23 protein-coding genes are annotated in these 24,984 nt (G+C 49.1%); 19 read left to right on the forward strand and 4 right to left on the reverse strand.

Translation table 11 applies throughout. The annotated features are described in order from the left end of the window. Positions 1 to 45: 45 nt before the first annotated feature. Positions 46 to 1,446: a GntP family permease gene (locus tag SPTER_RS23205; protein WP_144352556.1), complete on the reverse strand. Its 1,401-nt coding sequence runs from the start codon at positions 1,444 to 1,446 to the stop codon at positions 46 to 48. Between the two features lie 422 nt (positions 1,447 to 1,868). Here SPTER_RS23205 and SPTER_RS23210 point away from each other — a divergent pair, with 422 nt between their 5' ends. The 5 genes from SPTER_RS23210 (at position 1,869) to SPTER_RS23230 (ending at position 8,116) form a co-directional block, all read left to right on the forward strand. After that, positions 1,869 to 2,609, forward strand: coding sequence for a beta-ketoacyl-ACP reductase (locus SPTER_RS23210; RefSeq protein ID WP_144352557.1), 741 nt, complete (start codon positions 1,869 to 1,871; stop codon positions 2,607 to 2,609). Positions 2,610 to 2,876: 267 nt separating this feature from the next. Further along, positions 2,877 to 4,643: a sigma-54 interaction domain-containing protein gene (locus tag SPTER_RS23215; protein ID WP_144352558.1), complete on the forward strand. Its 1,767-nt coding sequence runs from the start codon at positions 2,877 to 2,879 to the stop codon at positions 4,641 to 4,643. A 316-nt stretch (positions 4,644 to 4,959) separates the two neighbouring features. Then, positions 4,960 to 6,165: a CpaE/TadZ family protein gene (locus SPTER_RS23220; protein ID WP_144352559.1), complete on the forward strand. Its 1,206-nt coding sequence runs from the start codon at positions 4,960 to 4,962 to the stop codon at positions 6,163 to 6,165. 157 nt (positions 6,166 to 6,322) lie between these two features. After that, positions 6,323 to 7,456 carry a sensor histidine kinase gene (locus SPTER_RS23225; protein ID WP_144352560.1) on the forward strand — a complete coding sequence of 378 codons (1,134 nt, stop codon included), beginning with the start codon at positions 6,323 to 6,325 and terminating at the stop codon, positions 7,454 to 7,456. Between the two features lie 240 nt (positions 7,457 to 7,696). Then, entirely contained in the window at positions 7,697 to 8,116 is a 420-nt protein-coding gene (locus SPTER_RS23230; protein WP_144352561.1) for a TadE/TadG family type IV pilus assembly protein, read from the forward strand. Positions 8,117 to 8,180: 64 nt separating this feature from the next. Here the strand turns inward: SPTER_RS23230 and ppnP are convergent, their stop codons facing one another. Then, positions 8,181 to 8,498, reverse strand: coding sequence for a pyrimidine/purine nucleoside phosphorylase (ppnP, locus tag SPTER_RS23235; protein ID WP_144352562.1), 318 nt, complete (start codon positions 8,496 to 8,498; stop codon positions 8,181 to 8,183). Between the two features lie 187 nt (positions 8,499 to 8,685). Here ppnP and SPTER_RS23240 point away from each other — a divergent pair, with 187 nt between their 5' ends. From SPTER_RS23240 to rsmI, 7 genes are all read left to right on the forward strand, one after another. Continuing rightward, positions 8,686 to 10,179, forward strand: a complete 1,494-nt coding sequence (locus SPTER_RS23240) for an aminotransferase class I/II-fold pyridoxal phosphate-dependent enzyme (protein ID WP_144352563.1) — start codon at positions 8,686 to 8,688, stop codon at positions 10,177 to 10,179. Positions 10,180 to 10,189: 10 nt separating this feature from the next. Further along, positions 10,190 to 10,867 (forward strand): dTMP kinase, encoded by a 678-nt coding sequence (locus SPTER_RS23245; protein ID WP_144352564.1) that lies wholly within the window; start codon positions 10,190 to 10,192, stop codon positions 10,865 to 10,867. Positions 10,868 to 10,998: 131 nt separating this feature from the next. Beyond that, positions 10,999 to 11,451, forward strand: coding sequence for a YaaR family protein (locus SPTER_RS23250; protein WP_425474301.1), 453 nt, complete (start codon positions 10,999 to 11,001; stop codon positions 11,449 to 11,451). Next, the gene (gene holB, locus SPTER_RS23255) at positions 11,452 to 12,480 is read left to right on the forward strand and encodes a DNA polymerase III subunit delta' (RefSeq protein WP_144352565.1); all 1,029 of its coding nucleotides are present in this window, start codon (positions 11,452 to 11,454) and stop codon (positions 12,478 to 12,480) included. Beyond that, the gene (locus SPTER_RS23260) at positions 12,452 to 13,261 is read left to right on the forward strand and encodes a PSP1 domain-containing protein (RefSeq protein ID WP_144352566.1); all 810 of its coding nucleotides are present in this window, start codon (positions 12,452 to 12,454) and stop codon (positions 13,259 to 13,261) included. Before holB ends, SPTER_RS23260 begins: the two co-directional genes overlap by 29 nt. Next, entirely contained in the window at positions 13,261 to 14,010 is a 750-nt protein-coding gene (locus tag SPTER_RS23265; protein ID WP_144352567.1) for a tRNA1(Val) (adenine(37)-N6)-methyltransferase, read from the forward strand. Before SPTER_RS23260 ends, SPTER_RS23265 begins: the two co-directional genes overlap by 1 nt. Positions 14,011 to 14,081: 71 nt before the next feature. Continuing rightward, a complete protein-coding gene (gene rsmI, locus SPTER_RS23270; RefSeq protein WP_144353056.1) occupies positions 14,082 to 14,882 on the forward strand; it encodes a 16S rRNA (cytidine(1402)-2'-O)-methyltransferase in 801 nt (266 codons plus the stop codon). A gap of 6 nt (positions 14,883 to 14,888) precedes the next feature. On the opposite strand, the gene SPTER_RS23275 is transcribed toward rsmI, so the two are convergent. Next, positions 14,889 to 15,137: an AbrB/MazE/SpoVT family DNA-binding domain-containing protein gene (locus tag SPTER_RS23275; protein ID WP_144352568.1), complete on the reverse strand. Its 249-nt coding sequence runs from the start codon at positions 15,135 to 15,137 to the stop codon at positions 14,889 to 14,891. Positions 15,138 to 15,423: 286 nt separating this feature from the next. Here SPTER_RS23275 and metG point away from each other — a divergent pair, with 286 nt between their 5' ends. From metG to rsmA, 6 genes are all read left to right on the forward strand, one after another. Then, on the forward strand, positions 15,424 to 17,358 hold the full coding sequence (metG, locus tag SPTER_RS23280; RefSeq protein ID WP_144352569.1) for a methionine--tRNA ligase: 1,935 nt from the start codon (positions 15,424 to 15,426) through the stop codon (positions 17,356 to 17,358). A 1-nt stretch (position 17,359) separates the two neighbouring features. Continuing rightward, on the forward strand, positions 17,360 to 18,127 hold the full coding sequence (locus tag SPTER_RS23285) for a TatD family hydrolase (RefSeq protein WP_144352570.1): 768 nt from the start codon (positions 17,360 to 17,362) through the stop codon (positions 18,125 to 18,127). Between the two features lie 231 nt (positions 18,128 to 18,358). Then, positions 18,359 to 19,348 (forward strand): resuscitation-promoting factor, encoded by a 990-nt coding sequence (locus tag SPTER_RS23290; protein ID WP_246105410.1) that lies wholly within the window; start codon positions 18,359 to 18,361, stop codon positions 19,346 to 19,348. Between the two features lie 368 nt (positions 19,349 to 19,716). Further along, on the forward strand, positions 19,717 to 21,435 hold the full coding sequence (locus SPTER_RS23295) for an ABC transporter ATP-binding protein/permease (RefSeq protein ID WP_246105411.1): 1,719 nt from the start codon (positions 19,717 to 19,719) through the stop codon (positions 21,433 to 21,435). Between the two features lie 131 nt (positions 21,436 to 21,566). Further along, the gene (gene rnmV, locus SPTER_RS23300) at positions 21,567 to 22,136 is read left to right on the forward strand and encodes a ribonuclease M5 (protein ID WP_144352571.1); all 570 of its coding nucleotides are present in this window, start codon (positions 21,567 to 21,569) and stop codon (positions 22,134 to 22,136) included. 1 nt (position 22,137) lies between these two features. Beyond that, a complete protein-coding gene (gene rsmA / locus SPTER_RS23305) occupies positions 22,138 to 22,992 on the forward strand; it encodes a 16S rRNA (adenine(1518)-N(6)/adenine(1519)-N(6))-dimethyltransferase RsmA (protein WP_144352572.1) in 855 nt (284 codons plus the stop codon). Positions 22,993 to 23,026: 34 nt separating this feature from the next. Here rsmA and SPTER_RS23310 read toward each other — a convergent pair whose 3' ends face one another. Further along, positions 23,027 to 23,833, reverse strand: coding sequence for a glycosyltransferase family 2 protein (locus tag SPTER_RS23310; RefSeq protein WP_246105652.1), 807 nt, complete (start codon positions 23,831 to 23,833; stop codon positions 23,027 to 23,029). A gap of 180 nt (positions 23,834 to 24,013) precedes the next feature. On the opposite strand from SPTER_RS23310, the gene yabG reads away from it, so the two are divergent. After that, positions 24,014 to 24,889: a sporulation peptidase YabG gene (gene yabG / locus SPTER_RS23315; protein WP_144352573.1), complete on the forward strand. Its 876-nt coding sequence runs from the start codon at positions 24,014 to 24,016 to the stop codon at positions 24,887 to 24,889. Positions 24,890 to 24,984: the final 95 nt, after the last annotated feature.

Here is a 24,984-nt window from a genome sequence, read left to right on the forward strand (position 1 = left end):
CCTGTGTTGTTGTCAACACAGGTTATTTGACTTACAATGAACCAATTACAGGATGCCGGTCATGGCGTGAATGAAAATAATTACAAATACCATAAGGGTTTTAAGGACGGTCAGGACAAAAATATCACCGTAAGAGTCTTTATGAGTTAGCCCGCAGACGGCCAGCAGGGTAATAACGGCACCGTTGTGGGGCAGTGTGTCCATGCCGCCTGAGGCCATAGAGGCTACCCGGTGCAATATTTCCGGCGACATGCCAATGGAGTTGGCCCAGGCCAGCCAGTCTTTGGCCATCAGATCTAAAGCAATAGACATACCGCCTGAGGCCGAACCGGTAACCCCGGCGAGAATATTGACTGTTACCGCTTCCGATACCAGGGGCGATCCGCCCACTTTAATGCTCATCAACGCACTGGAGATGGATTTGAAGCCTGTAAGGGAAGCGATAACGTTGCCATAGCCTACTTCCGAGGCAGTATTCATGATTGCCAGGAGTGAGCCAATGGCACCGGCATTGAGAGATTTGGCCAGCATACCGGTCGAACCAAGGTTTTTATAACCTAACACGACAGCCAGGCCAATCCCGGTAACCAGGGCAATAATCAAAGACCAGATGCTGATAACATTGCTGACAGCGGCTGCGGTCAGCGGCAGGTTCATAGCTTTAAACGGCTCGAGAATTGCCGGATCCCAGGTGAACATGCGGGTCATGGTGAAATTAACGATAAGGACGGCGAGTAGTGGCAGAATAGATACCTGCCAGGACGGGAGAGCGGTTGTGTTTTTAATTTCCGGCTCATTGACGGTATGATTACCATAACCTTCACCGGCCGCGGCCGCGCTCCGCCGGCGGTACTCCAGCCATAAAATACCTAAGGATAAAATAGCTGTGCCGCCTATAAGCCCCAGTATGGGCGCTGCATAAATATTGGTACCAAAAAAGTTTGTGGGAATCAGGTTCTGTATTTGGGGGGTGCCGGGAATACAGTCCATAGTGGCAGTAAATGCGCCGAGGGCAATCGTTGCCGGCAGCAGTCTTTTGGGGATCTCGGCTTCTTTAAATAATGCCGAGGCAAAAGGATAGATGGCAAACACAACAACAAACAGGCTTACGCCGCCATAGGTAAGTACGCACCCGGCCAGAACAATCGATAAAATGGCGCGGTCTTTGCCTAAGCTTTTAATGATGGCATGGGCAATCCCTTTGGCCAGGCCGGTGTCTTCCATCAGCTTTCCGAAAACCGCACCAAGTAAGAATACCGGAAAAAATGACTTAATATACGTAACCGCTTTGGCCATAAACAGCTCGGTATAGGCGGGCATGAGGGAGAGCCCCGACATTGAGGCGGCCAGTAAAGCAAATACCGGCGCGAATAAAATTACTGAAAAACCACGGTAGGCAAAGAACATAAGCAAAAATAAACTAAGGAGAATTCCGATTACTTCCATTTAAGTACCTCCTAAAGATATAGTAGTAGCATGTTGGCCAAATCATCGTTGATTGCTGAGATAACCTCCTTCTTACATAGTGCGCAGTTCAGCTAGATTTATAAGCAAGTATCGTGCCAATAAATATTTCTTACGGTAATAGGCCAAAAATCATTATTTTCTGTCTTCTGACTGAGGATATGGCAGCAAAATGATAGGGAAGAGTGTTCATATTCATAGACAGTGTGTGTATGAACTGCGACATATATACATAAATCTTTGGCTTACAGGTAGTTGTATTTTATTGAGCAGCGCTCAAGGTTGATCCGTAAATTTTGTCACTGGGATATTGGCATGGTTTTTGCATCATACTTAAACTGAAGATTGCACCTGATGCAGTACTACTCTAACATTGTCTTTATTAACAGGGGAGGTATTTTTCGATGAAGGGTTTGAAAAACAAGGTTGTAATTATTACTGGAGCTGCAGCCGGCATTGGCAAGGCAACGGCGCTGCGGTTTGCCGAAGAGGGCGCCAATATCGTTATCGCTGATTTTGCTGACGGCTCGGCTGCTGTGCAGGAGGTGACGGCCAAAGGGGTACAGGCTGTCTACGCCCAGGTTAATGTTACTGATCCGGAAAGTGTTAAGGCTATGGTGGCCAAAGCAATAGAGGTTTTTGGCAAGGTGGATGTATTAATTAATAACGCCGGCATTACGAAAGATGCCATGATGAAAAAGATGACAAAAGAGGCCTGGGATGCAGTCATCGATGTTAACCTGACCGGTGTATTTAACTGCACTTCGGCCGTGCTGCCCCATCTGCTTGCCCAGAAAGCCGGTGTAGTGCTTACGACCTCTTCTGTTGTCGGCCTGTACGGCAACCTTGGTCAAACCAATTACGCGGCTGCTAAGTGGGGGGTAATCGGCATGACTAAATCCTGGGCCAAGGAGATGGCCCGTCATGGTCTCCGGTTTAACTGCGTGGCGCCCGGATTTATTGCCACTGAAATGGTCAAGAAAATCCCTGAACAGGTGCTTAACGAAAAAATATTGATTAAAGTCCCGGCCGGGCGGCTGGGGGAACCGGAAGAAATTGCCGCGGCCTTTGCTTTTCTCGCCTCTGATGATGCTAAGTTCATCAATGGGGCAGTTCTTAGTGTTGACGGTGCCTGCACGCTGTAACAGAGTATTTTGCTGGTTATTTATAAAAATGATAACGCGGAGTCGGTGTACTCCGCGTTATCATTTTTTTCTGTCAGGAGCTTAGTGAATTGACAGCTTTTCTTACCTTGGCTAATATACTGCCGGTTTGATTTTTGACCTCTTTATGATGATGATGACTTTTTTTGTAGACACTAACATAGTCACGTTTTATAATTGTTGTGACAGGCGAATTTTTATAGACTAAGTTATCTGTTTTTTTAGATATTATTTACAGGAGGTCCCGGAATGCAAAAATGTGGAGTAAGCGGTCTGCTGGAAGCATTCGCGTCGGCCGGAATGACGGAAATGAGGACCGTGCTTGACTCGGTCTGCAATGGAATAGTCGTGGTCAACTACCATGGTGTTATTACATTTTTTAATACCGCTGCCGAGACGATTACCGGCTTAACCTCTGAATATGTTCTTGGGCAGATGGTTGATGACGTTATTCCCAATACTGCGCTTCTCAGAGTTATGGAAACCGGCAAGGCTGAGCTTAATCAACGGCAGAATATCGGAAAATGTGAAATATTAACAAACCGTACGCCGATTATGAAAGAGAACGCAGTGGTTGGGGCCGTTGCCGTCTTTCAGGATCTTACCGAGTTTAATGAGGTAGTTACGCAGCTTGAAGATATGAGAAGGCTCAAGAGTACTTTGGAATCGATTTTGGAAAGTATGCATGAAGGCGTGGTGGTTGTGGACAAAGCCGGTAAGATCACTATGCTGAATAAAGCATATGGTGAATTTCTTGCGGTTGATCCCAAGGCGGTGGTAGGAAAACATGTAGCCGATGTCATTCCCAATACCAGGATGCATCTTGTGGTCCAGGAGGGTAAGGCGGAAGTTACCGATATCCAGAAAATCCAGACAAATACCAGTGTTGTCACCAGAATCCCCATTATCAAAGATGGTGAAATCATCGGCGCTGTCGGCAACATGATCTTTAGGGATGTAAAAGACCTGAAGTCTCTTGCCGGCAAGATCAGCAAGCTGGAATCAGAATTAGAGTATTATAAGGAAGAATTGTTCAAGGTGTATGGCGGCAAATTCACGTTTGACAGTATTATCGGTAACAGTGAGACTATGAAATGCCTCAAAGAGGTAGCCGCTAAAGCGGCTAAAGGCATGTCGACAGTATTAATTCTGGGGGAAACCGGTACTGGCAAAGAATTATTTGCCCATGCGGTGCACAACGCCAGCAGAAGGCGTCAGGGCCCTTTTATTAAAATCAATTGTGCAGCATTGCCGGAAAACCTATTGGAAGCCGAATTATTTGGTTATGAAGAAGGCGCGTTTACAGGGGCCCGCAAAGGCGGCAAACCCGGTAAGTTTGAATTAGCTAACGGCGGCACCATATTTTTAGATGAGATCGGGGAAATGACGCTTGCCATGCAGGTCAAACTGCTGAGGGTGCTGCAAGAGCGTGAACTGGAACGCCTGGGCGGAACCAAACCTGTTAAGCTTGATATCCGTGTGATTGCGGCAACTAACCGTGATTTGGAAGCTATGATCCAGCAGAAGCAGTTTCGGCAGGATTTATATTACCGGTTAAATATCTTTACTATCAATATTCCCCCGCTCAGAGAGCGAACGGAAGATATTCTGCTGTTATGCCGGATGTTATTCCAGAAAATTAATAATCAGGTGGAACACTGGGTGGAGGGCATTACCCCGGAGGCTCTGGCTATGTTAATGCAATACAACTGGCCTGGTAATGTCCGCGAACTGGAAAATGTCCTGGAGCGGGCCATTAACCTGATGGATGATGAGATCATTATTGCCCCCGAACACTTGCCGCCGATGCTTAAAAAGGCGAATGGGCTAAAAGCTGAGTCCGGGAACGGGGACCACCCCAGCGATTTGGCCGATATAAAAGAAAATGCCGAGAGGCAGGCGATTGTGCAGGCGCTGGCGGCAGCTGGCGGCAATAAAAGCAAGGCCGCCAAAATTTTAGGTATTCACCGCTCCGGTTTTTATCAAAAAATGCAGAAGTATAATCTTATAAAATAAGCGGGTGGCAGCTGTAAATAATCCCTTGCGTTCCTGGCGAACAGGCAAGGGATTCTCTGTATGTAATGTATTGCCGGGGCTGCCGGCCGCAGGTTGATTATTTCCTGTACAGCCATTGCTGACCAATGTGGGTCTTAAGTCCTAATAATATAAACAGTAGGTCTGATAGGTCAGCGGGAAATAGTCGGTTAAAATTAATTTAGAGTGTTGGCGTTCCGGCCAGCGGAGGAAATCCCCCCTGCTGCAGTTATCTGATCCATTCAAGGCATGACAGATCCGGGAGAGTTTGTCCGCAAAAACCCTAGGGGGTAAGACAATGGTTAAGAAGATTAAGGTACTTATTGCCGATGACAGTGCGGCAACGCGGGAGAATATCTGCAAACTGATAGCGTTTGATTCCGAGCTGGTGATCATTGGTCAGGCCGAATCGGGTCTGGAAGCGGTAGTAAAGGCCAAGGAGCTGCAGCCTGATATAATCTTAATGGATATAAATATGCCGGGTATGGATGGTATTACGGCCACTGCCCGGATTACGGACGAGGTTCCTGACTCCTCGATCATTATGATGAGTGTGCAGGGTGAGCAGGAATACCAAAGACGGGCTATGACTGCCGGGGCGAAAAATTATCTTATCAAACCTTTTAGTGGCGAAGAACTGCTGCAGGTCATTAAGCAGAGTTTGAAAAATAGAAAACCAGGCAGTGTAATAACGCCTGATTGGAAAAGACAGGGTAAGCTGATTACGGTTTTTAGTGCCAAAGGAGGTACCGGCAAGACCACGATTGCCGCTAATTTAGCGGTGGCGCTGGCGGCTAAGACCGGGTTGGAGACAGGTATTGTTGATGTTGATCTCCAATTTGGTGATGTAGCTGTGCTGTTAAACCTTATGCCCCGGGTCACTATCGCTGACTTAGTGCGGGATGCTGCCCCGCTGGCTAAAGAAACCCTGGATAACTATTTGGTACCTTTTAACCCCGCTGTAAAAGTACTGGCAGCACCTTTACGGCCTGAGCAAGCGGCAATGATAACAAACCGGCATTTGGCAGCCATCCTCAATATTATGCGCGCCAACTTTGAATATACAGTGATTGATACTGCCTCTGTCTTTTCCGAGGCAATGCTGACGGTGCTTGCGGCGTCGGATATTATCCTGGTTGTGGCTGCGCTGGACCTGCCAACGATTAAGAATGTAAAATTATGCCTGGAAATGCTGGAATCCCTGGGTTATGGTGATGATAAAATCAAGGTAGTGCTGAACAAAACTACTATTGACAGCGGTATGGAGACAGGGGAGGTGGAAGAAAGTCTGGGCTACAAATTTGCTGTTACGGTGCCTGGTGATGAGCATGTGGTTGTGTCTTCTGTAAATCGCGGGGTTCCCTTTGTCAGCAGTCATCCGGAAACGCCGGTTGCCAGAGGTATTAAGGAGCTGGTTTGTCTGATTACAGGCAATGACCGGGAGCAGCCGTCCGGTCAGCCGGGCCTGGGGGTTGTAGAACGGGTTAAGCGGTTATTTGGCTAAGCAGTGAGGTTTATAGCAAAGGATAGTGGTATGACGCTGGAGGGGGGAGTGTTGCTGCCCTCTTTAGTTGTTTGCCGGCAGCAGGATATAGGGCAGGTATGACGAAATGGCTTATAATATACAGATACAATCAGAGTGGTGAGGAGCCTGGGCCGGCATGAAGAATCTTGATGTAAAAATCTTAGACAAGATTGTTAAAGGGACGGTTGCTGCGGTCGAAAAAAGTAAATCGCAGATTTTTGATATATATGAGGCAGCCCGGGGGGAGACAGAGCATGTGCGGCGGGATGTCGAGCGAATTAAGCAGGAAACGGCTGAAATCATTTTCAAGGTTGATGAACTGGAAAGAAAAGAGCGCCGTTCCCGCCTAAGGCTGATGGAGGTCAGCCGGAATTTCCGCAACTATACCGAGGTTGATATTAAAGCTGCTTATGAAGATACCAGCAATGTTCAACTGGAATTGGCAATGGCCCGTCTGCAGGAACAGAATCTGCGCCGGCAGCGCGATGATTTGGAGATTCGGCTTAAAGTACTTAAAAGCACGGTTGAGAAAGCGGAAGAGCTTGTCTCCCAGGTCGGGGCCGTGCTGGGTTATTTAGGTAATCAGATGGGAACGGTGGTCACTCAGATTGAATCTTTGCAGGCCAGCCAGATTTTTGGCGCCAAAATAATCAGAGCCCAGGAAGAGGAACGGCGCCGGGTGGCCCGGGAGATTCATGATGGTCCGGCCCAGGCCATGGCCAATATTGTTTTCCGGGCGGAGGTATGCGAGCGCCTGATTGATACCGATATTGCCAGGTCGAAACATGAACTTAAAGACCTGCGTGAGCAGGTTCGGGTAGCACTTAGAGAAACACGCAAGATTATTTTTGATCTCAGACCGATGACGCTTGACGACTTAGGGCTTGTACCCACGGTTAGACGGGTGCTGGATACCATGAAAGAGCGGTGCGGCATTTTTTCGGAGGTCATAATAATCGGCGAAGAGAAGCGTTTGGATTCGCATATTGAGATTGGCCTGTTCCGCATTATCCAGGAGGCTCTCAATAATGTGGAGAAACATGCCCGGGCATCGGCCGTATGGGTTCGGCTTGATTTTCGCCTTAGCGTAGTGGCGGCAGTTGTTGAGGATAATGGACGGGGGTTTGCCGCGGCCGAAAATCTTGGCAGCGAGAGTTTTGGATTAATGGGTATGCGCGAACGGATAAATCTTCTGGGGGGAGAGTTAACTATAAAATCCAACATAAGCAAAGGCACGCGGATTTATGCTGCCGTACCGCTGAAATCATAAGCTGCCTGTTGCTATAATAAACCAGCATACTTATCGGGAATCCTTTCGCTCACGGGCAGGAAGGATTTTTTGTTCTGATAGACAGTTATGCCGTTACAACGGCACCATCAAAGAATGAAATGTAATGCCTGTATAGGACTATCTGCCTATGCGCTGAGACTTAGGTATGATAGCGCCGAGGGTGCCTGCATGCTACAATTAAACTACCGGTAGTAAATCCAACTGTTGGCCTGGGGTGATATGATGAGCATTACCCGTTATTGCAAACAAAAGCGCGGACAGGTTTCGCTTCAGACTGCTGTTGTGTTACCTGTACTGGTATTGTTTTTACTCAGCCTCTTCGAGTTCGGGCAGGTGATGAATCAGTATCTGGTGATTACCGCTGCCGCCCGGGTAGGCGCACGCTCCGCGGCCGTAAGCGATGATTTCGCAGCCAGGGCGGCTGTTAATCAGGCTGTGGCCAGTATCGGCAATAACGACCTGCTTGTTTCTATTGGGTATGCAAACGGTAAACGAGCCCAGGGCGAGTCGGTCACGGTAACCGTCAGCAAGCCCATTACGGTAATCACACCGGTCCTGCGGGATATTATCAACCAGGCCTTTATGCCAGAGCCGCTGACACTTAGCGGTCAGTCGGTTATGAGAGTGGAAGTACCATAATAAATCATCCGGGAGCCCTGCCGCTTGTAATGCGTCAGGGCTCTCTCGTCGTTCAAGACCGCGGTCAGCCCGGAATATAGGAACAGCAGTAGTCTGCAATTGTGGTTACCTTAAGTTTAAAGCGGGAGTCTGCCGGCACCTGGAAAGTGTCGCCTGTTTTATAAGTTCTCCATTCGCTTTCTCCAGGCAGTAATACCGTCATTTCACCGGCCAGGATTTCCATAAGCTCAGCCGCGGCGGTGCCAAACTCATAGTCTCCCGGCAGCATAATGCCCAGGGTTTTTTTGCTGTTATCGTCAAAAATTACTGTGCGGCTGGTTACTTTGCCTTCAAAATATACATTTGCTTTTTTAACAATAGATACCTTTTCAAACTGCTCCATATAAGTAATCCTCCCTTATTGGCGTTTACCTGTGAATTGCCGTTATGGCTATTTCATTATTATAATTTATTACAATACTTTAGTAAAACATAAAAAGTCTATGGGGGCAGTTCTTTTGTCTTTAAAACTTGTACCATACACGGCAGTGTGTTAAAATATTTACAACTTGCCTGGGTATAATATAGCAATGAATTTAAAGGTGGTGGGCTGCGTGCTTGATCAGAAGGCAGTACCCTTGTTGGCGGCGATGAAGGGTTATGTAAATGATAAGGTAATACCGTTCCATACCCCGGGGCATAAAATGGGAAAAGGTATGCACCAGGCGCTGGCTGAGCTGGTACCGCCACAAACGCTGGCCCTTGATTTGGCGCTTATGGAGGAACTGGATGACCTGCATGAGCCCCATGGGCCGGTAAAAGCGGCGCAGGATCTGGCAGCCGATCTGTATGGCGCTGATCATAGCTATTTTGTGGTTAATGGTACAACCGGCGGAATTTATGCAATGATACTGACTATTGCCGGCCCAGGGGACAAAATTATTGTGCCACGCAATGCTCACCGTTCAATTATCGGGGGCATTATTTTAAGTGGCGCAATCCCTGTATTTATGCAGCCGGAAGTGGATAATGAATTAGGACTGGCGATGGGGGTTACGCCGGAGACTGTTGCCGGTGCTTTAGAACAGCACCCGGAGGCCAAAGGGGTATTGGTGATTAATCCAACCTACTATGGGGTTGCAACCGATCTGAAGAAGATTGTTGATATTGTCCATGGGTATAACATTCCGGTTGTTGTTGATGAGGCCCATGGTCCGCACCTTAAATTTTCCGACCGTCTGCCGATACAGGCCTTAGATGCCGGTGCTGATATTGTTGCCCAAAGCACACATAAGATCATTGGGGCCATGACGCAGTGCTCGCTGGTGCATTGCCGGGAAGGACGTATCCGTGTCCCCCGCCTGAAAGCCATGCTGCAATTAGTGCAGTCGACCAGTCCTAATTATATTCTCCTGGCTTCGCTGGATGTAGCGAGAATGCAGATGGCAACTGCCGGGCAGACCCTAATTGAGCGGGCCGTCGATCTGGCGAACCAGGCCAGACAGGAAATTAATAAAATTCCCGGCTTATATTGCTTCGGCCAGGAAAAACTGGGTAAGCCGGGTGTCCACAGTTTTGACCCGACTAAGGTAACTGTGACTGTTAAGGGCTTAGGCTTAAAAGGGGCAGAGGCTGAACGTATTTTGCGCCACCAATATAAAATTCAGGTGGAATTGTCTGATGTTTACAATATACTTTTCCTCATTACTTTAGGCGATTCGGAAAGGGAAGTGGCGGCGCTGGTGGCGGCACTGCGGGACCTGGCTGCCACTCACCACGGAACCCGCGATTTTTCGGATATTCATGAGATCTATCTGGCAGGCAAGTACCCCCAGCCGCCGGCCCAGGTGATTTCACCGCGGGAGGCCTTGTTTGGCAATACCTGTATGGTTCCTTTCCAAGATGCCAATGGTATGATCTGTGCTGAAATTGTTACTTTTTACCCGCCTGGCATTCCTATGCTGTGCCCGGGGGAACGGATTACTCAGGAAATCATTGATTATTGCCATGTTTTGCAGAATGCCGGCCTGCATATTTCCGGGCCCGAGGATTACCTGCTGAAAACGATTAAGGTAGTTGACTGACGGAGGCTGTATGCGAGGAAAACTAATTGTTATTGAAGGTACTGACGGGAGCGGCAAGGCAACCCAGGCGGGGATACTGGCAGGGCGCTTACAGGCCGAGGGCATTGCCGTACGCAAAGTCGACTATCCTAACTATCAGAGTCAATCGTCGGCGTTGGTTAAGATGTACTTGAAGGGCGAGTTCGGCAACCGCCCGGAGGATCTTAATGCGTATGCCGCATCGGCGTTTTATGCGGTTGACCGCATTGCGTCTTATAAAAAAGAGTGGGAGAAATTTTATTTGCAGGGCGGCGTTGTTATCGCTGACCGTTATACTACTTCGAATATGATTCATCAGGCAGTTAAGATTAGTGACAGCGCAGAACAAAAAGATTATCTGGACTGGCTATGGGATTTTGAGTTTGTAAAATGTGGCTTGCCTGTTCCTGATACCGTGTTTTTTTTGGCAATGCCGCCGGCAGTTAGTGAGCAGCTTATGCGCGGGCGGGTCAACAAGGCCGGCAGCAGCCGGGATATTCACGAGCAGAATTATGCCTATCTGGACCTATGCTATAAAAATGCCTGCGGTATTGCAGACCAGTTTGCCTGGCAGAGGATCGATTGCACCCGGGAGGGACAGCTGAAAACGATTGAAATAATACATAATGAAATATACGAGCAGGTTGGCAAACTGATTGGCAGGGACTGATAGCAGCCCTGCCTTTTTACATTACCGTTTTTGTGCCAAATATTTGATTATTTCACTAAAACCATTTATAATTTATAGGATAAGAAGTATGTTATCTGCCCTGTAATTTCTAGGCAGGAGGACTATAACGCATGAGTATGAAAATAAATAAATTAGCTATGGGCAATCAACCGGTGGTCGCTGAACGTGAACAGGCCGGCAAAGCTGAGAAAACAGGTGATTATTTTGCCGCAGACCTGTTGAAAACACAGGAAAAGCAGTCAGCTGAGCGTCTAAAGGCGATGCTTTCAGAAATTGATGAAAGTGGGCGCAGATTGTCGAACATGCCTACCTATGGCGAGCTTAAAGCCTATAAAGAGCTTGTCCGTAATTTTATTGGTGAGGCTGTAGCGCGCATGTATACGCTGGAATCACGGGCCGGCTGGGACCGTCATGGCCGGCAGAAAATGTATACGACCATTCAGCAAATTGATGCCAAGCTCAGCGAGATGGCCGAAGATGTGCGCCTCGGCCAGCAGCGCCAGCTGTCAATCATGTCTAAGCATGACGCGGTGCGGGGCATGCTGGTCGATTTATACACCTAGATGATGATACATTGGCAGGAAATAATCGGACATGATGATAATGTGAGCATCATCAGGGCAATGCTGCTGGCCGATAAAGTGCCGCATGCGCTATTGTTTACCGGTCCGGCGGGTGTTGGCAAAAGTCTGGCCGCAACCTTGCTGGCTGCCGGCATCTTATGCGGCGGTACCGGTGCCAAGCCCTGCGGGGTCTGCCAGGCGTGCCTGGTGTTCAACCGCAGTGCCCACCCCGACTTTGTACTGGTGCGGCCTGACGGCCGGGCAATTAAGATTGACCAGATCCGCAGGCTGCAGCACTTTGCGGCGTTAACTCCGGCTATGGGTTTACGGCGGGTGTGTCTGATTGAGGAGGCAGAGCTGATGACGGTTCAGGCTGCTAATAGTTTACTCAAATTATTAGAGGAGCCTCCCCCCGGCTTTGTGTTTATCCTCGTGGCCGGGATAGCACAGCCGTTGCTGCCGACAATTTTATCCCGCTGCCAAAAGATTCAATTTCAGCCGCTGGCATCAAGTTTGCTTGCCCAGACCCTGATTGCCAGAGGCTATGTACCGGCAGCGGCCAAGGTTGCTGCCCGGTTAAGCGGCGGCCGCATGGGGGCGGCACTCGAATTATTGGCGCCTGAGGGTTTGATGAACCGGAATAAGGCGATTGAATTATTAGACAGTCTGCGGGAAAAGCGGCTGGCGGCTGTGTGGGAGCGGGCACTCACGCTTGACAGCCTTGACACGAAGGAAGTCGTAGGCATTCTGGAGTTTTTGGTATATTTATTGCGCGATATTGTACTGGTAGCCGGCAGGCATAGTGAGCATTTAATATATAATACTGATTGTATGGCCCAGTTAAAGGACTGGGCGGGCCATTGGCCGGAAAAACAAAATATTTTGGCGATCAGGGCCGTGAAGGATACGATACGGGCGATTCACGGTAATGCCAATACCCGGCTGGCTATCGAGGCGTTACTCTTACATTTGCAGGATTTAACGGAAAAGGAGATTAAGTATGTTGACAGTAGTGGGAATCCGCTTTAAAAAGGCGGGTAAAATATATTATTTTGATCCAGGCGGTATGGAAATAACTGCCGGGGAGCATGTCATTGTAGAAACTGCGAGGGGTCTGGAGTTTGGTGATGTAGTCGTTGGGCCGCGGCAAGTGGAAGACAGTCAGATTGTAGCGCCTCTGAAGCCGGTACTGCGTAAAGCGACACCGGAAGATGAGGAGAAAGTCAATGATAACCGGAAAAAAGAGAAAGAAGCCTTTAAAATCTGCGAACAAAAAATCCAGGCCCATGATTTACCAATGAACCTGGTGGATGTGGAATATACTTTTGATGTAAATAAGATTATTTTCTACTTTACGGCGGAGGGCCGGATAGACTTTCGCGAGCTGGTAAAGGATTTGGCCAGCGTTTTCCGTACCCGGATTGAACTCCGGCAAATCGGTGTCCGGGATGAGGCTAAATTAATGAACGGGATTGGTTGCTGCGGCCGCTCGCTGTGTTGTGCAACCTTCCTGGGAGATTTTGAACCAGTGTCCATCCGGATGGCCAAAGATCAGCATCTGTCGCTTAACCCTACTAAAATCTCCGGTATCTGCGGCCGCCTGATGTGCTGCCTGAAGTACGAAAATGACTGCTATGGCGGCTGCTGTGCAAAAAAGGTGGTGGCGCCGGCGGTTGGCAAGGAGGTTGTTACTGTCGAGGGTGAAGGCAAGGTATTAACAATTAACCAGCAGAAACGGACGGCAACCATTGCGCTGCCTGAAGGAAAAACGTTAATTATTCCGTGGGATGAGGTAGTGGAAAAAGAATAATGGCAGCTGACGAGATTCGGTTAAAACCGGGTGAACGGGTAGATGACCTTGTTATTAATAATATGAAACTAATTCAGCATCCTGACGAGTTTTGCTTCTCGCTGGATGCTGTGCTATTGGCGCAGTTTGCCAGCCTGCGCGCAGGCTGTGAGGTGATAGACCTTGGGGCCGGCACCGGGGTTATCGGCTTGTTGCTGCTGGCACGGGGCGCCGCTGCGGTTACCGGTGTGGAGCTGAATGCGGCGATGGCCGATAGGGCTTGCCGGTCGGCGACCAGTAATGGTCTGGCCGATAGGCTTACCATGATCCATGGCGACCTGCGGCAGGTGAAAGAGTTCTTGCCCGGCGGCTGCTTTGAACTGGTTGTTGCCAATCCGCCGTATCGCCCCGTAGGGAGCGGCTATATAAGCCCCAATAGCCGGGTAGCCATGGCGCGGCATGAGGTGACAGCAAATCTGGCCGATGTTGTTGCGGCCGCGAAATATCTGGTAAAGTACCGCGGCCGGTTTGCGATGGTGCACCGGCCGGAACGGCTGGCGGAAATTACGCTGGCGATGTGTGCGGCCGGCCTTGAACCGAAGCGGCTGCAGTTTGTGTATCCGGCGGCCGGCAAAAAGCCCAACATGCTGCTTATCGAGGGGGTGCGGGGGGCCAGACCGGGAATTGATGTATTGCCGGCCTTAATTGTATATACTACTGATGGGAACTATAGTGAAGATATCATGAAGTTTTATAGTCAGGACAGGTGACTTTTGTGACGATAACAACCGGCAAAGGGACTCTCTATCTATGCCCTACACCGCTCGGCAATCTGGAGGACATGACTTTCCGGGCTGTCCGGGTGCTAAAGGAGGCGGCAGCCATTGCCGCTGAAGATACCAGACATACACGTAAGCTATTAAATCACTTTGCTATCCATGTGCCGCTGATCAGCTATCATGAGCATAATAAGGAGGAACGGGGGCCTGAACTCATCCGGCGCCTGTTAGAGGGTGAAACCATTGCACTGGTTAGTGACGCCGGTATGCCGGCCATCTCTGATCCCGGGGCTGACCTGGTGAAGCTGGCCGTTAGGAACAGCGTGCCGGTCGTGCCGCTGCCGGGGCCCAATGCGGGGCTGACGGCCCTGATTGCCTCCGGACTTGACACCAATCATTTTACATTTATCGGATTTTTGCCAAAAACCAATAAACACCGGCGGGACAGGCTGGCCAGCCTGGCGAGCCAGCCCTACACCCTCATATTTTACGAAGCGCCACACCGGGTGCGAGCAACTTTACAGGAGCTAAAGAGCGCTATGGGAAACAGGCAGGCGGCTGTTGCCCGGGAATTGACGAAAAAATTCGAGGAATTTGTCCGTGGTGACCTGGACAGTATCGGCCGGCATTTTACCGAGAATCAACCCCGGGGTGAATTTACGATTCTGGTAGCCGGCTGTCCGGCGGAGGATAAACCGGCGGGAGAAGCAGCGGCGTTGACTGATGCTGATGTAATCCAGGCTGTTGCCGGGCTTATGCACCGGGGGCTACATAAAAAAGACGCCATCCGTGAGGTGGCGTCGCAGAAAGGTCTACCGAAAAGAGTGGTATACCAGGCTGTTCTCGACAGCGATTTAATCTAAACTGGCTTATACCGCTTTATTGCCCATAGATTCAAGGCACTCTTTGCAAACATTCTTGTTTTTAAAATTGGTTACATCGGCGGCATTACCACAAAATACACAGGCGGGTTCATATTTCCGCAGAATGATGCGGTCACTGTCCACATAAATTTCCAGGGCGTCTTTTTCTTCAATATCCAGAGTCCGACGCAATTCAATAGGAATTACCACCCTACCTAGCTCGTCCACTTTACGTACTATACCAGTTGATTTCATTTTTCTTTCTCCCTTCATACTCCATTATAATTTAATAACCTTTAATCAACAAGATTCGACAAAACCTACTCAACTAAATAATACCAAATATTACAATGCTTGTCAACCTAGAATTTTCCAAATGGCAAATTATTTTTGAATTGCAGGTAAACCTGTGTATAAAAACACTGTACATTGTCATATGATACTACTTTATGTCGAAAAAGGCAACTGTTGACAATTATGATAACAATGTCTATAATTGGTAAAATATACGAAAAGCGCGTTATGCTACAAGGAGGATCTTATGCCGAAAAAACCCTTTTATATTACAACCCCGATTTATTATCCCAGTGACCGGTTGCATATCGGCCATGCCTATTGCACTACGGTTGCCGATGCCATTGCCCGCTATAAACGACTAGCCGGGTTTGATGTGCTGTTTCTGACCGGCTCGGACGAACACGGACAGAAAATTCAGCGCAAGGCCGCAGAAAACAATACCACTCCGCAGGCTTATGTGGATAAGATTGTAGCGTCATTTAAACATCTGTGGGAAAAGCTTAATATATCTAATGATGATTTTATCCGTACTACCGAGCCGCGCCATCATGAGCTGGTACAGGCCGTATTTCAAAAAATCTATGATCAGGGCGACATTTATAAAGCCGAATATGAGGGGTGGTATTGTACGCCCTGCGAGACCTTTTGGATGGAGCGGCAGCTTAATGAGGGAAAATGCCCGGATTGCGGCCGGGCTGTTGAGATTGTGAAGGAAGAAAGCTACTTCTTCCGGATGTCCAAGTATCAGGAACGGTTACTGGACTATATAGAAGAAAATCCCGAATTCATTCAGCCGACATCCCGCCGCAATGAGATGATTAACTTTATTAAAGGCGGCCTGGAGGACCTGTGTGTATCACGAACTACCTTTGACTGGGGCATACCTGTTCCGTTTGATACCAAACATGTGGTGTATGTGTGGTTTGATGCGCTGACCAATTATATTACGGCGGCCGGCTACCTGCATGACCGGGAGAAATTCGCTAAATACTGGCCGGCTGATATTCATCTGGTTGGCAAGGAGATAGTCCGTTTTCACAGCATTATCTGGCCGGTTATTTTAATGGCGCTGGGGGTAGATCTCCCGAAGATGGTATACGGCCATGGCTGGCTGGTTGTGGAAGGCGATAAAATGTCCAAATCCAAAGGCAATGTCATTGATCCGCTGGCTTTGATCGATGAGTTCGGGCCTGATGCCATCAGGTATTTCCTGCTGCGGGAAATTACCCTGGGGCTTGACGGCAACTTCTCACGGGATGCCCTGATTAACCGGATTAATGCCGATCTGGCTAATGATCTGGGCAACCTGCTGCATCGCAGCCTAAGTATGATTGGCCGGTTTAACGGCGGTGTAATCGAGGCCCCCGGTGGAACGGATGCTATTGACCAGGAGCTTATCGAATTGGCGCGCATTACTGCTGCTCAGTATGAAAAACACATGGAATATCAGGATATTAACGCGGCGCTGAAAGATGTCTGGACACTGATCGGGCGCACGAATAAATATATTGATGAGACCGGGCCGTGGGCACTGGCCAAAGACCCGGCTAAAAAAGGCCGGCTTAATACGGTACTGTTTAATCTGGCGGAAGTGCTCAGAATTGTTGCTATCCTTATTTCACCGTTTACCCCTGTAACCGCGCCTAAGATCTGGCGGCAGCTTGGTCTTGCCTCTGATTTCGCCAGCGTAACCCTGGGCGAGGCGCAAGCCTGGGGACGTTTGCCGGCCGGGACTGTGGTTGCCAAGCCGGAACCCATTTTTCCACGCATTGAAGAACAGCCGGAGGAACAGGCGGAAACCAAGCCTGTGGACAAAGCGGCAGCAGTGGCAGCAGCTGATGCGCCGCAAGCGCCGGGCCTGCCGGAGATTACTATTGACGAATTTGCCAAAGTTGATCTGAGGGTGGCTAAAGTCCTGGCTGCCGAAAAGGTTAAAAAAACTGACAAACTGCTGTTATTAACCGTTGATCTGGGTACCGAACAGCGGACTATTATTTCCGGGATTGCCAAGCATTATGAGCCTGAACAGCTTGTGGGCCAGAATGTCGTCATGGTCGTCAATCTAAAACCGGCTAAGATCCGGGGGATTGAGTCCCGGGGTATGGTTTTGGCAGCCGTTGGCGATGACCGGCTGCAGCTGGTTACTGCCGATATGCCGGCCGGCAGTAAGGTGAGATAAGATGCTCTTTGACTCGCATGCCCACCTTGACGATAAAAGGTTTGCTGATGACCGGAGGGCGGTAATCGACCGGGCGGCAGAAGCCGGCCTGGTTGGGATCATTAATGCCGGGGCCTGTATGGAATCATCGGCCCGCTCCGTCGCGCTGGCAGCTGAGCATGATATCATTTTTGCGGCGGTCGGTATTCATCCGCATGATGCCCGGGATGCTAAGGATGAGGATTATGAACAGCTGGCTGCCTGGCATTCTTTGCCGAAGGTAGTGGCTGTTGGTGAGATTGGCTTAGACTATTATTATGATTTGTCACCGCGCGCGGTACAGCAGCAGGTGTTTATCCGTCAGCTTGATGTGGCCCGCCAGCTTAACAAGCCGGTTATTATTCATGACCGGGATGCCCATGGTGATATCCTGGCCATTGTGAAGAAAGAAGCTAAAGGACTGACCGGGGTATTTCATTGTTTTTCCGGCAGTTGGGAGATGGCGAAAGAGGTCATTAAACTTGGTTTCTATGTATCATTTGCCGGCCCGGTAACATTTGCTAAAGACGGTAAGCTAAAAGAGGTGGCAGCCAATATACCGTTGGAACGCCTGCTGGTTGAAACCGACTGCCCCTATCTGACCCCGCAGCCCTTCCGGGGGCGCCGCAATGAACCGGCCTATGTTACGTTTACGGCAGCCGAGGTGGCCCGGGTGCGAGGGCTGGAACCGGCGGCGCTGGCCGAGGCGGCAACGGCCAATACGAAACGCCTGTTTGGCCTTGGCTGTTAGCAAGCAGCCCGGGGCAAGGTCTAAAACATGTTGTACCAGGAATAAAATGGAAGTCGGGCGAATATCTTACAATAGTGAAGAATTTCGCCCGATTTTTTATATGTATAAATTTACCATAAACTGGTAATACTCCTAATAGAGAGTGGATAATTATGGTTATGTTCTGTCAGTTTTTTGACAGATTGACCATGTTATGATATAATTGATTGGCTCGCAGAAAGGGGGGTATTCATGAGTGATGAAATGTCTGTACTGACAAAGTACAGGAACAGGAAAGCGGTAATTGTTATCGCGCTGCTCCTAGCATCACTAGTGGCAACCGGATTTGTTTGGGCGTATAAAAACGTACATATTGTAGCAGATGAGCAAACGTATAGTGTCAATACACTCTATAAAAGTCCGCACAAAATATTAAATCAAGCCGGCATTACGCTTAGCCCTGAAGACGAAATCAGATTGTCGACAGCCAGTGTAACTACCGGGACCGTTATCGAGGTATTCCGGGCTATACCGGTAACAGTAACTTATCAGGGTAAAACCACCAGTATCCTTACCGGTAAGCCGACTGTCCGGGAGGTTGCCGACCAACTGGGAATTCCTCAGGCCAAAATCAGATTAATGCCTGAGGACAGCACCAGGCCTGTTGCCGGGATGAGCATCCGGGCCGTCACGTTAAGTGAGAGCATTGAAGAGCAGGAAACTCCTGATTTGTATCAAATTGTCCGTCAGCCTGACGCTACCCTGGAAAAAGGCGTGGAGGAGACTGTACAGGCCGGTGAAAACGGCGTAAAGAAAGCTACCGTCCGCGTCCGCTTTGAAGATGGAGCTAAGGTGGCGGCCGATGTGCTGGCCGAAACTGTGGCCGTAAGCTCGAAGCCGCAGATCATCCGGGTAGGTACCCGGGATATTGTCGACACCTCACGCGGGACTATGCGCTTCCGGGACGTCCGCTACATGGAGGCCAGCGCTTATCTGCCGACAGATGGTTCGGCCCAGGGACTGACAGCAACAGGTATTTACGCCCGGCGGGGGATTGTGGCCGTCGACCCGGCGGTAATACCGCTCGGCACCCATGTGTATGTTCCCGGTTACGGGATGGGACTGGCCGCTGATACCGGCGGCGCCATTGTGGGCGACAAGATCGACCTGTGTATGGAGAATGCCAGTGAGGCCTGGCGCTTTGGGCGCCGGATGGTAAAAGTATATGTGTTAGCCGATTAGCGACAACCGCCTGTAACCCTGGAATTTGGGGTCGCAGGCGGTTTTTGTGTGCCTGGGTGAAGCCGCAGTCGATAAAAAGAAGCATGGGGACGTTCATTTTGCTTCGCGGGAGAAGCCTTGGATATTGAAAAAAATTAGGCAACGGGATTTGTAAGCATAACTGCAGCAATACTATAGGAGAGTTGTGACTTGTCTAGCATTGTAGGCTATAATGAGTGCTTTTGCCTCAGCAGATGGTGAGGATGCCTGGTGCCGGCAGACGCTCTTGCTGCCGGTGAAAACTGTTGCAAGGACAGCGGGCAGGAGTCAGGCTATAGGGCAGCGAATTCTAAGAGGATTATTATTATATAGCCGAAGGGATGATGTACTTGGCTGTCTTAGATCGTAAATTTTTACAGGCTACCTGGAGCCTGATCCGTGAATACTGGCATTCGGAGGAGAAATGGCCGGCCCGGGGCCTGTTGGCCGTAATTGTAACCCTGAATCTGACTTATGTGTATATTTTAGTACTGATTAATAAGTGGTTCAACCGGTTTTATAACGCCCTCCAGAATTTTGACAAGGAGGAGGTTTTCAGCGCCCTCGGCGAGTTTTGCCTGCTGGCGGCCTGTTATATCATTGTCGCCGTTTATCAGCTTTACCTGCAGCAGATGCTTGAGATCAAATGGCGGCGCTGGATGACCCATAAATACCTTAATAACTGGCTTACAGACCGGATGTTTTACCGGCTGCAGCTGACAGACAGTTATACAGATAACCCTGATCAGCGTATTAGCGAGGATTTAAGATTATTTACGAATTATACCCTGGCTTTATCATTAGGCCTGCTGAAAGCGTTTGTGACCCTGGTATCGTTTATTGCTATTTTATGGCAGCTATCCGGAATCCTGGTGATTCCACTGGGCAGCCAGCAGCTGGTTGTATCCGGTTATATGGTATGGGTGGCTATTATTTATTCCGTGATTGGCACCTGGCTGGCCCATAAAATCGGCAAGCCTCTGGCCAGGCTTAATTTTGATCAGCAGCGCTATGAGGCGGATTTCCGGTTTAGCCTGGTCCGGCTGCGGGAAAACAGCGAAAGTATTGCCTTTTATGGCGGTGAGGCCCGGGAGGAGCGGTCTTTTATCGCCCGGTTTGGCAAGGTGTTCAATAATTACTGGCAGATCATGCAGCGGCGCAAGCAGCTGACCTGGTTTGCTTCCGGCTATGGGCAGATTGCTATTATTTTCCCGCTCGTGGTGGCGATGCCCCGCTATTTTGCCAAAGAAATACAACTCGGCGGCTTGCTGCAGATAGCTAAGGCCTTTGACAGTGTGCAGGAATCGCTTTCTTATTTTGTCAGCAGTTATGCCTCTATAGCCGAGTGGAAGGCTGTGGTTGACAGGCTTACCGGTTTTATTAGCAGTATGCAGCAGGTGAGCACGCTGCCTCAGGGCAATTCTGTTATCGAGGTGGGTCCTGAAGCGGCTTTGGTTGTCAGTGACTTAAGCATTGACCTGCCTGACGGCCAGAGAATCCTTTCCGGCCTCAATTTGACAATCCAGGCCGGTGAATCGCTGCTGGTGGCAGGCCCGTCCGGCAGTGGTAAAAGTACCCTCTTAAGAACCTTGTCCGGGTTATGGCCTTATGCGCAGGGCCGGATAACGATTCCCGCAGGGCATACTTTTTTGTTTTTGCCCCAAAGGTCCTATCTGCCGCTGGGGACGCTGCGGGATACATTATTATACCCAGGTCTGAACCGCCCGGTAGCTGATGAAGAAATCATAGCGGCTATGTCCATATGTAAGCTTGAGGGATTAAAAAGTTATCTTGATAAAACTGAGGATTGGTCTCATATTTTATCTTTAGGTGAACAGCAGCGGATTGCGTTTGTCCGGGTATTTATCCATCAGCCGGACTGGCTGTTTATGGATGAAGCCACATCAGCACTGGATGAAGCCACAGAACGGCAGCTGTACGGTTTGGTGCAGGAGCGTCTGGCAGGAACTACGCTGGTTAGTGTTGGCCACAGAAATACCCTGAACAGTTATCATAAGAAGAAGCTGTCCCTTGATGGCCGGGGTCACTGGAATTTGCTGGTCATGTAGCCCAGAGAAGTGTAAAACCGCCTGACCGGCGGTTTTATTTCCCTATTGCGGCTCCGTTATTGAACTATATAGATAAAAGCCCACCAAATGTGATAAGATAGTCATATTGTTTAGGTAATGGGGTAGATTAGATGATAAAAGAAGTAATTGTGGTGGAAGGCAAGCAGGACATTGCCGCGGTCAAGCGGGCTGTCGATGCTGAGTGTATTGCTACAGAGGGGTTTAACTTATTGCCGCGCTGCTTAAGCCGGATTGAACAGGCCTACCAAAAACGGGGTATTATTATTCTGACCGATCCTGACAGTGCCGGGGAACGGATCAGGAAGTTTTTGTCTGAACGGTTTCCTGAGGCCAGACATGCTTTTGTACCCCGGGAGCAGGCCAATGCCAATAATGATATCGGTATTGAACAGGCTTCCCCTGCGGCTATTAGGGACGCATTGAGTAAAGTGCGCCTCCATGAGTGGGAGCCAACTAATGAATTTAACTGGCAGGATATTATGGCTGCCGGTTTAAGTGGTGTGCCGGCCGCTGCCGGCCGGCGCGCCGCTGTGGGGGAAAAATTAGGTATAGGGTATGCCAATGCCAAAAGCTTTTTGTACAGACTGAATCATTATGGGGTCAGCCGTGATGAATTTATGGCAGCAATAACCGGCTTGGCGGCCGCAGCCGGCCAAAACAGCGGCGGGGAGGAAGAGTAATATGGGGATAAAACCATGCATTGCGCAAAAGGATGTAACGTTACATATCTTAAAGACCTTTGGTATTCATATGAGCAAACGGCTGGGGCAGAACTTCCTTATTGACAGCAATGTGGTTGCTGGTATTGTTGCCGCTGCAAAATTAACACCGGGTGATGCCGTACTTGAAATCGGCCCGGGAATCGGTACCTTGACCCAGGGACTGGCTGAAGCCGGGGCGGCAGTTACGGCAATAGAACTGGACCGGCGCCTGTTGGACGTACTGGCTAAAACGCTGGCAGGGTATGATAATGTCAAAGTAATACATGGCGATATATTGAAAATCGACATTTCCCGGGAAATTAACCAGGAAAAGTACAAAGTTGTCGCTAATTTGCCTTATTATATTACAACTCCAATTATTATGAAGTTTCTGGAAGACCGTTTGCCAATCGACATCCTGGTTACTATGGTGCAAAAAGAGGTGGCCGAGCGTATGGTTGCCGTACCGGGAGGGAAAGACTATGGGGCACTGTCGGTGGCCGTGCAATATTATACCCAGCCGGAAATCATGTTTTTAGTGCCGCCCCGGTCATTTATTCCGGCCCCGGCCGTGGAATCTGCGGTTATCCGCTGTACTGTGCGTTCAGAGCCGCCGATACAGGTCGCCAGTGAAAAGATGTTTTTCCGGGTGGTGAAAGCCGCGTTTGCCCAGCGTCGCAAAACTCTGGCTAACAGCCTGAAGGCTGGTGGTCTGGATAAGGATGAGATCATTCAGGTATTAGAGCAGGCCGGAATTGACGGCCGGCGGCGGGGAGAGCAGTTATCCCTTGCTGAATTTGCTGCTATCGCTAATGCCTGGACAAATCTTAAATAATAAGAATCTTAGCTAATAAAACTTGAAGCCCTGCTCATTTCGAGCAGGGCTTTTCGCTTAAGAACAGGTCTAATAGGTCAAAACGGCGCTCAATATGGTACCCTAAGTAGGTCTTGGTTTGCCATTGGCGGTTGCGGCTCTGGTCATGGAAAGCGGCAATTGCTTCAAGGCAGTCACCGACAATGGTATCAATGATTTTATTGGTATGAATTTGATTCTTTACCGATGAACCCAGACGGTAGTGCGGAATCGTTGTTGCTATATCAATTTTTAGTTTATTGAGGCGTGCGAGTGCCATTGTGACCGGAGGAACAGCCAACTCGCGCAAAGAAATTGTTTCCAGCAGGCGGCGGGAGACTGCATGCGGCCCATGGGCCGGACTGGCTAGGTTGATTTTTTTGTCTAATCCCAGTTCTTTATTGAGGTTCAGCCGCCACTGGAAGGTTGGATTATAACGCTCAATATGGCGCGGTGGAGAGGGATAACAGTTTGTTAGTGCCATATCCATATGTTTTAGTAATACACCGTCGACCAGTTCCATCAAGTTTTCATTAAAGGTGCCTACCATGTCACCGTCCACAAAGACGACGACGTCGCTGCCCAGAGCCAAAGCCGCTTTAGCACCTACGGCGCGGGGAGTGTCAATTCCTAAACATTCGTGAAAATAAATAATCTGCAGTTTGGGAAGACGCATCGCTAAAGCTTCACGCATTGTACTGTCTTTTGAACCGTTTGCCACCAGAATGATGTGATCAATCGGTAAAGTTCCCAAATTTTGCAATACAGTAGTAATGCGTCCCCCTTCGTTTTTGGCCGGTACGACCACGCAAATCACGTCCATCACCTCGGAGTAAGCATGCGTGTGCTGTGCTATCAGTAAAGCGGTCTCCACGGGGGCTCACTATAGTATATAGTGGGGATTAGGCGTTTGCTACTGCGCCGGCAAGGATAATTTTGTGGCACTTCAGATCGGCGATACATAGTATGTAATAGTCACAGCGATAGCTAAGGGGGGGAGTACATGGACATTCAAGTCGGCGATCTGGTCGTCAGAAAGTCTCATGGCGGCGATATAGTGTTTAAAGTAACCGATGTGTTCGAAGATGATGACCGGCATATTCATTGTGTTTTGAAAGGGCTGCACCTTCGCTTAATTGCCGATTCGCCGATAGATGATTTAATGCCAATTGAAGCCGAACATCTGCGCAATGAAATTGTGCGTATGGAAGGCATGCATAATGATACACTAAGACGGGTGTTAATGCGCCGCAGTCGTGAACGCGAGCAAGTCGAGTTAAGACGCTCGGAGGCAACCAAGAAGTTCACTTTTTTCGATTTGCCGGGCCGGGTTTTACATTTGGACGGTGATGAGGAATATCTGAGAATGTGCTTAAAAACATATAACCAGCTTAATATCCAGGCCGAGGGGCGCTGGGTGGAAGAAAGTAAACAGGCTGAGGTAATTGTCAACTTATTGGAAGAGTTCAGACCGGATATTTTAGTACTTACCGGCCATGATGCCTTGACCGGCAATGGTAAAAAAGATTTTGCCGATATCAATAACTACCGGAACTCCAAGCATTTTATTACCGCTGTAAAAAAAGCCAGAATATTTGAGCCTTCCCGCGATGATTTAGTCATTTTTGCCGGTGCCTGCCAATCCCATTTTGAAGCTATATTATCATCCGGTGCCAACTTCGCCAGTTCACCTAACCGTATTTTTATTCATGCTTATGATCCGGTTTTTATTGCCGAAAAAGTGGCATTCACCCCTATCAACAGAACTGTTGAGGTAAGTGATGCGATTACAGCCTCCGTAACAGGTATTGACGGTGTAGGCGGTCTGGAAACAAGAGGCAAGTTCAGACTGGGCATGCCTAAAACACCGATTAAGTAATGCTGAGAATACGCCCTTACCAGGCGTATTTTTTTGCCCCATTCAGAATTTATAAAAATTCGAGGCTATGATCCAAGGGATAAGAAAAATCTAGC

This window comes from Sporomusa termitida, assembly GCF_007641255.1.
GTDB classification, from domain to species: Bacteria; Bacillota; Negativicutes; order Sporomusales; family Sporomusaceae; genus Sporomusa; species Sporomusa termitida.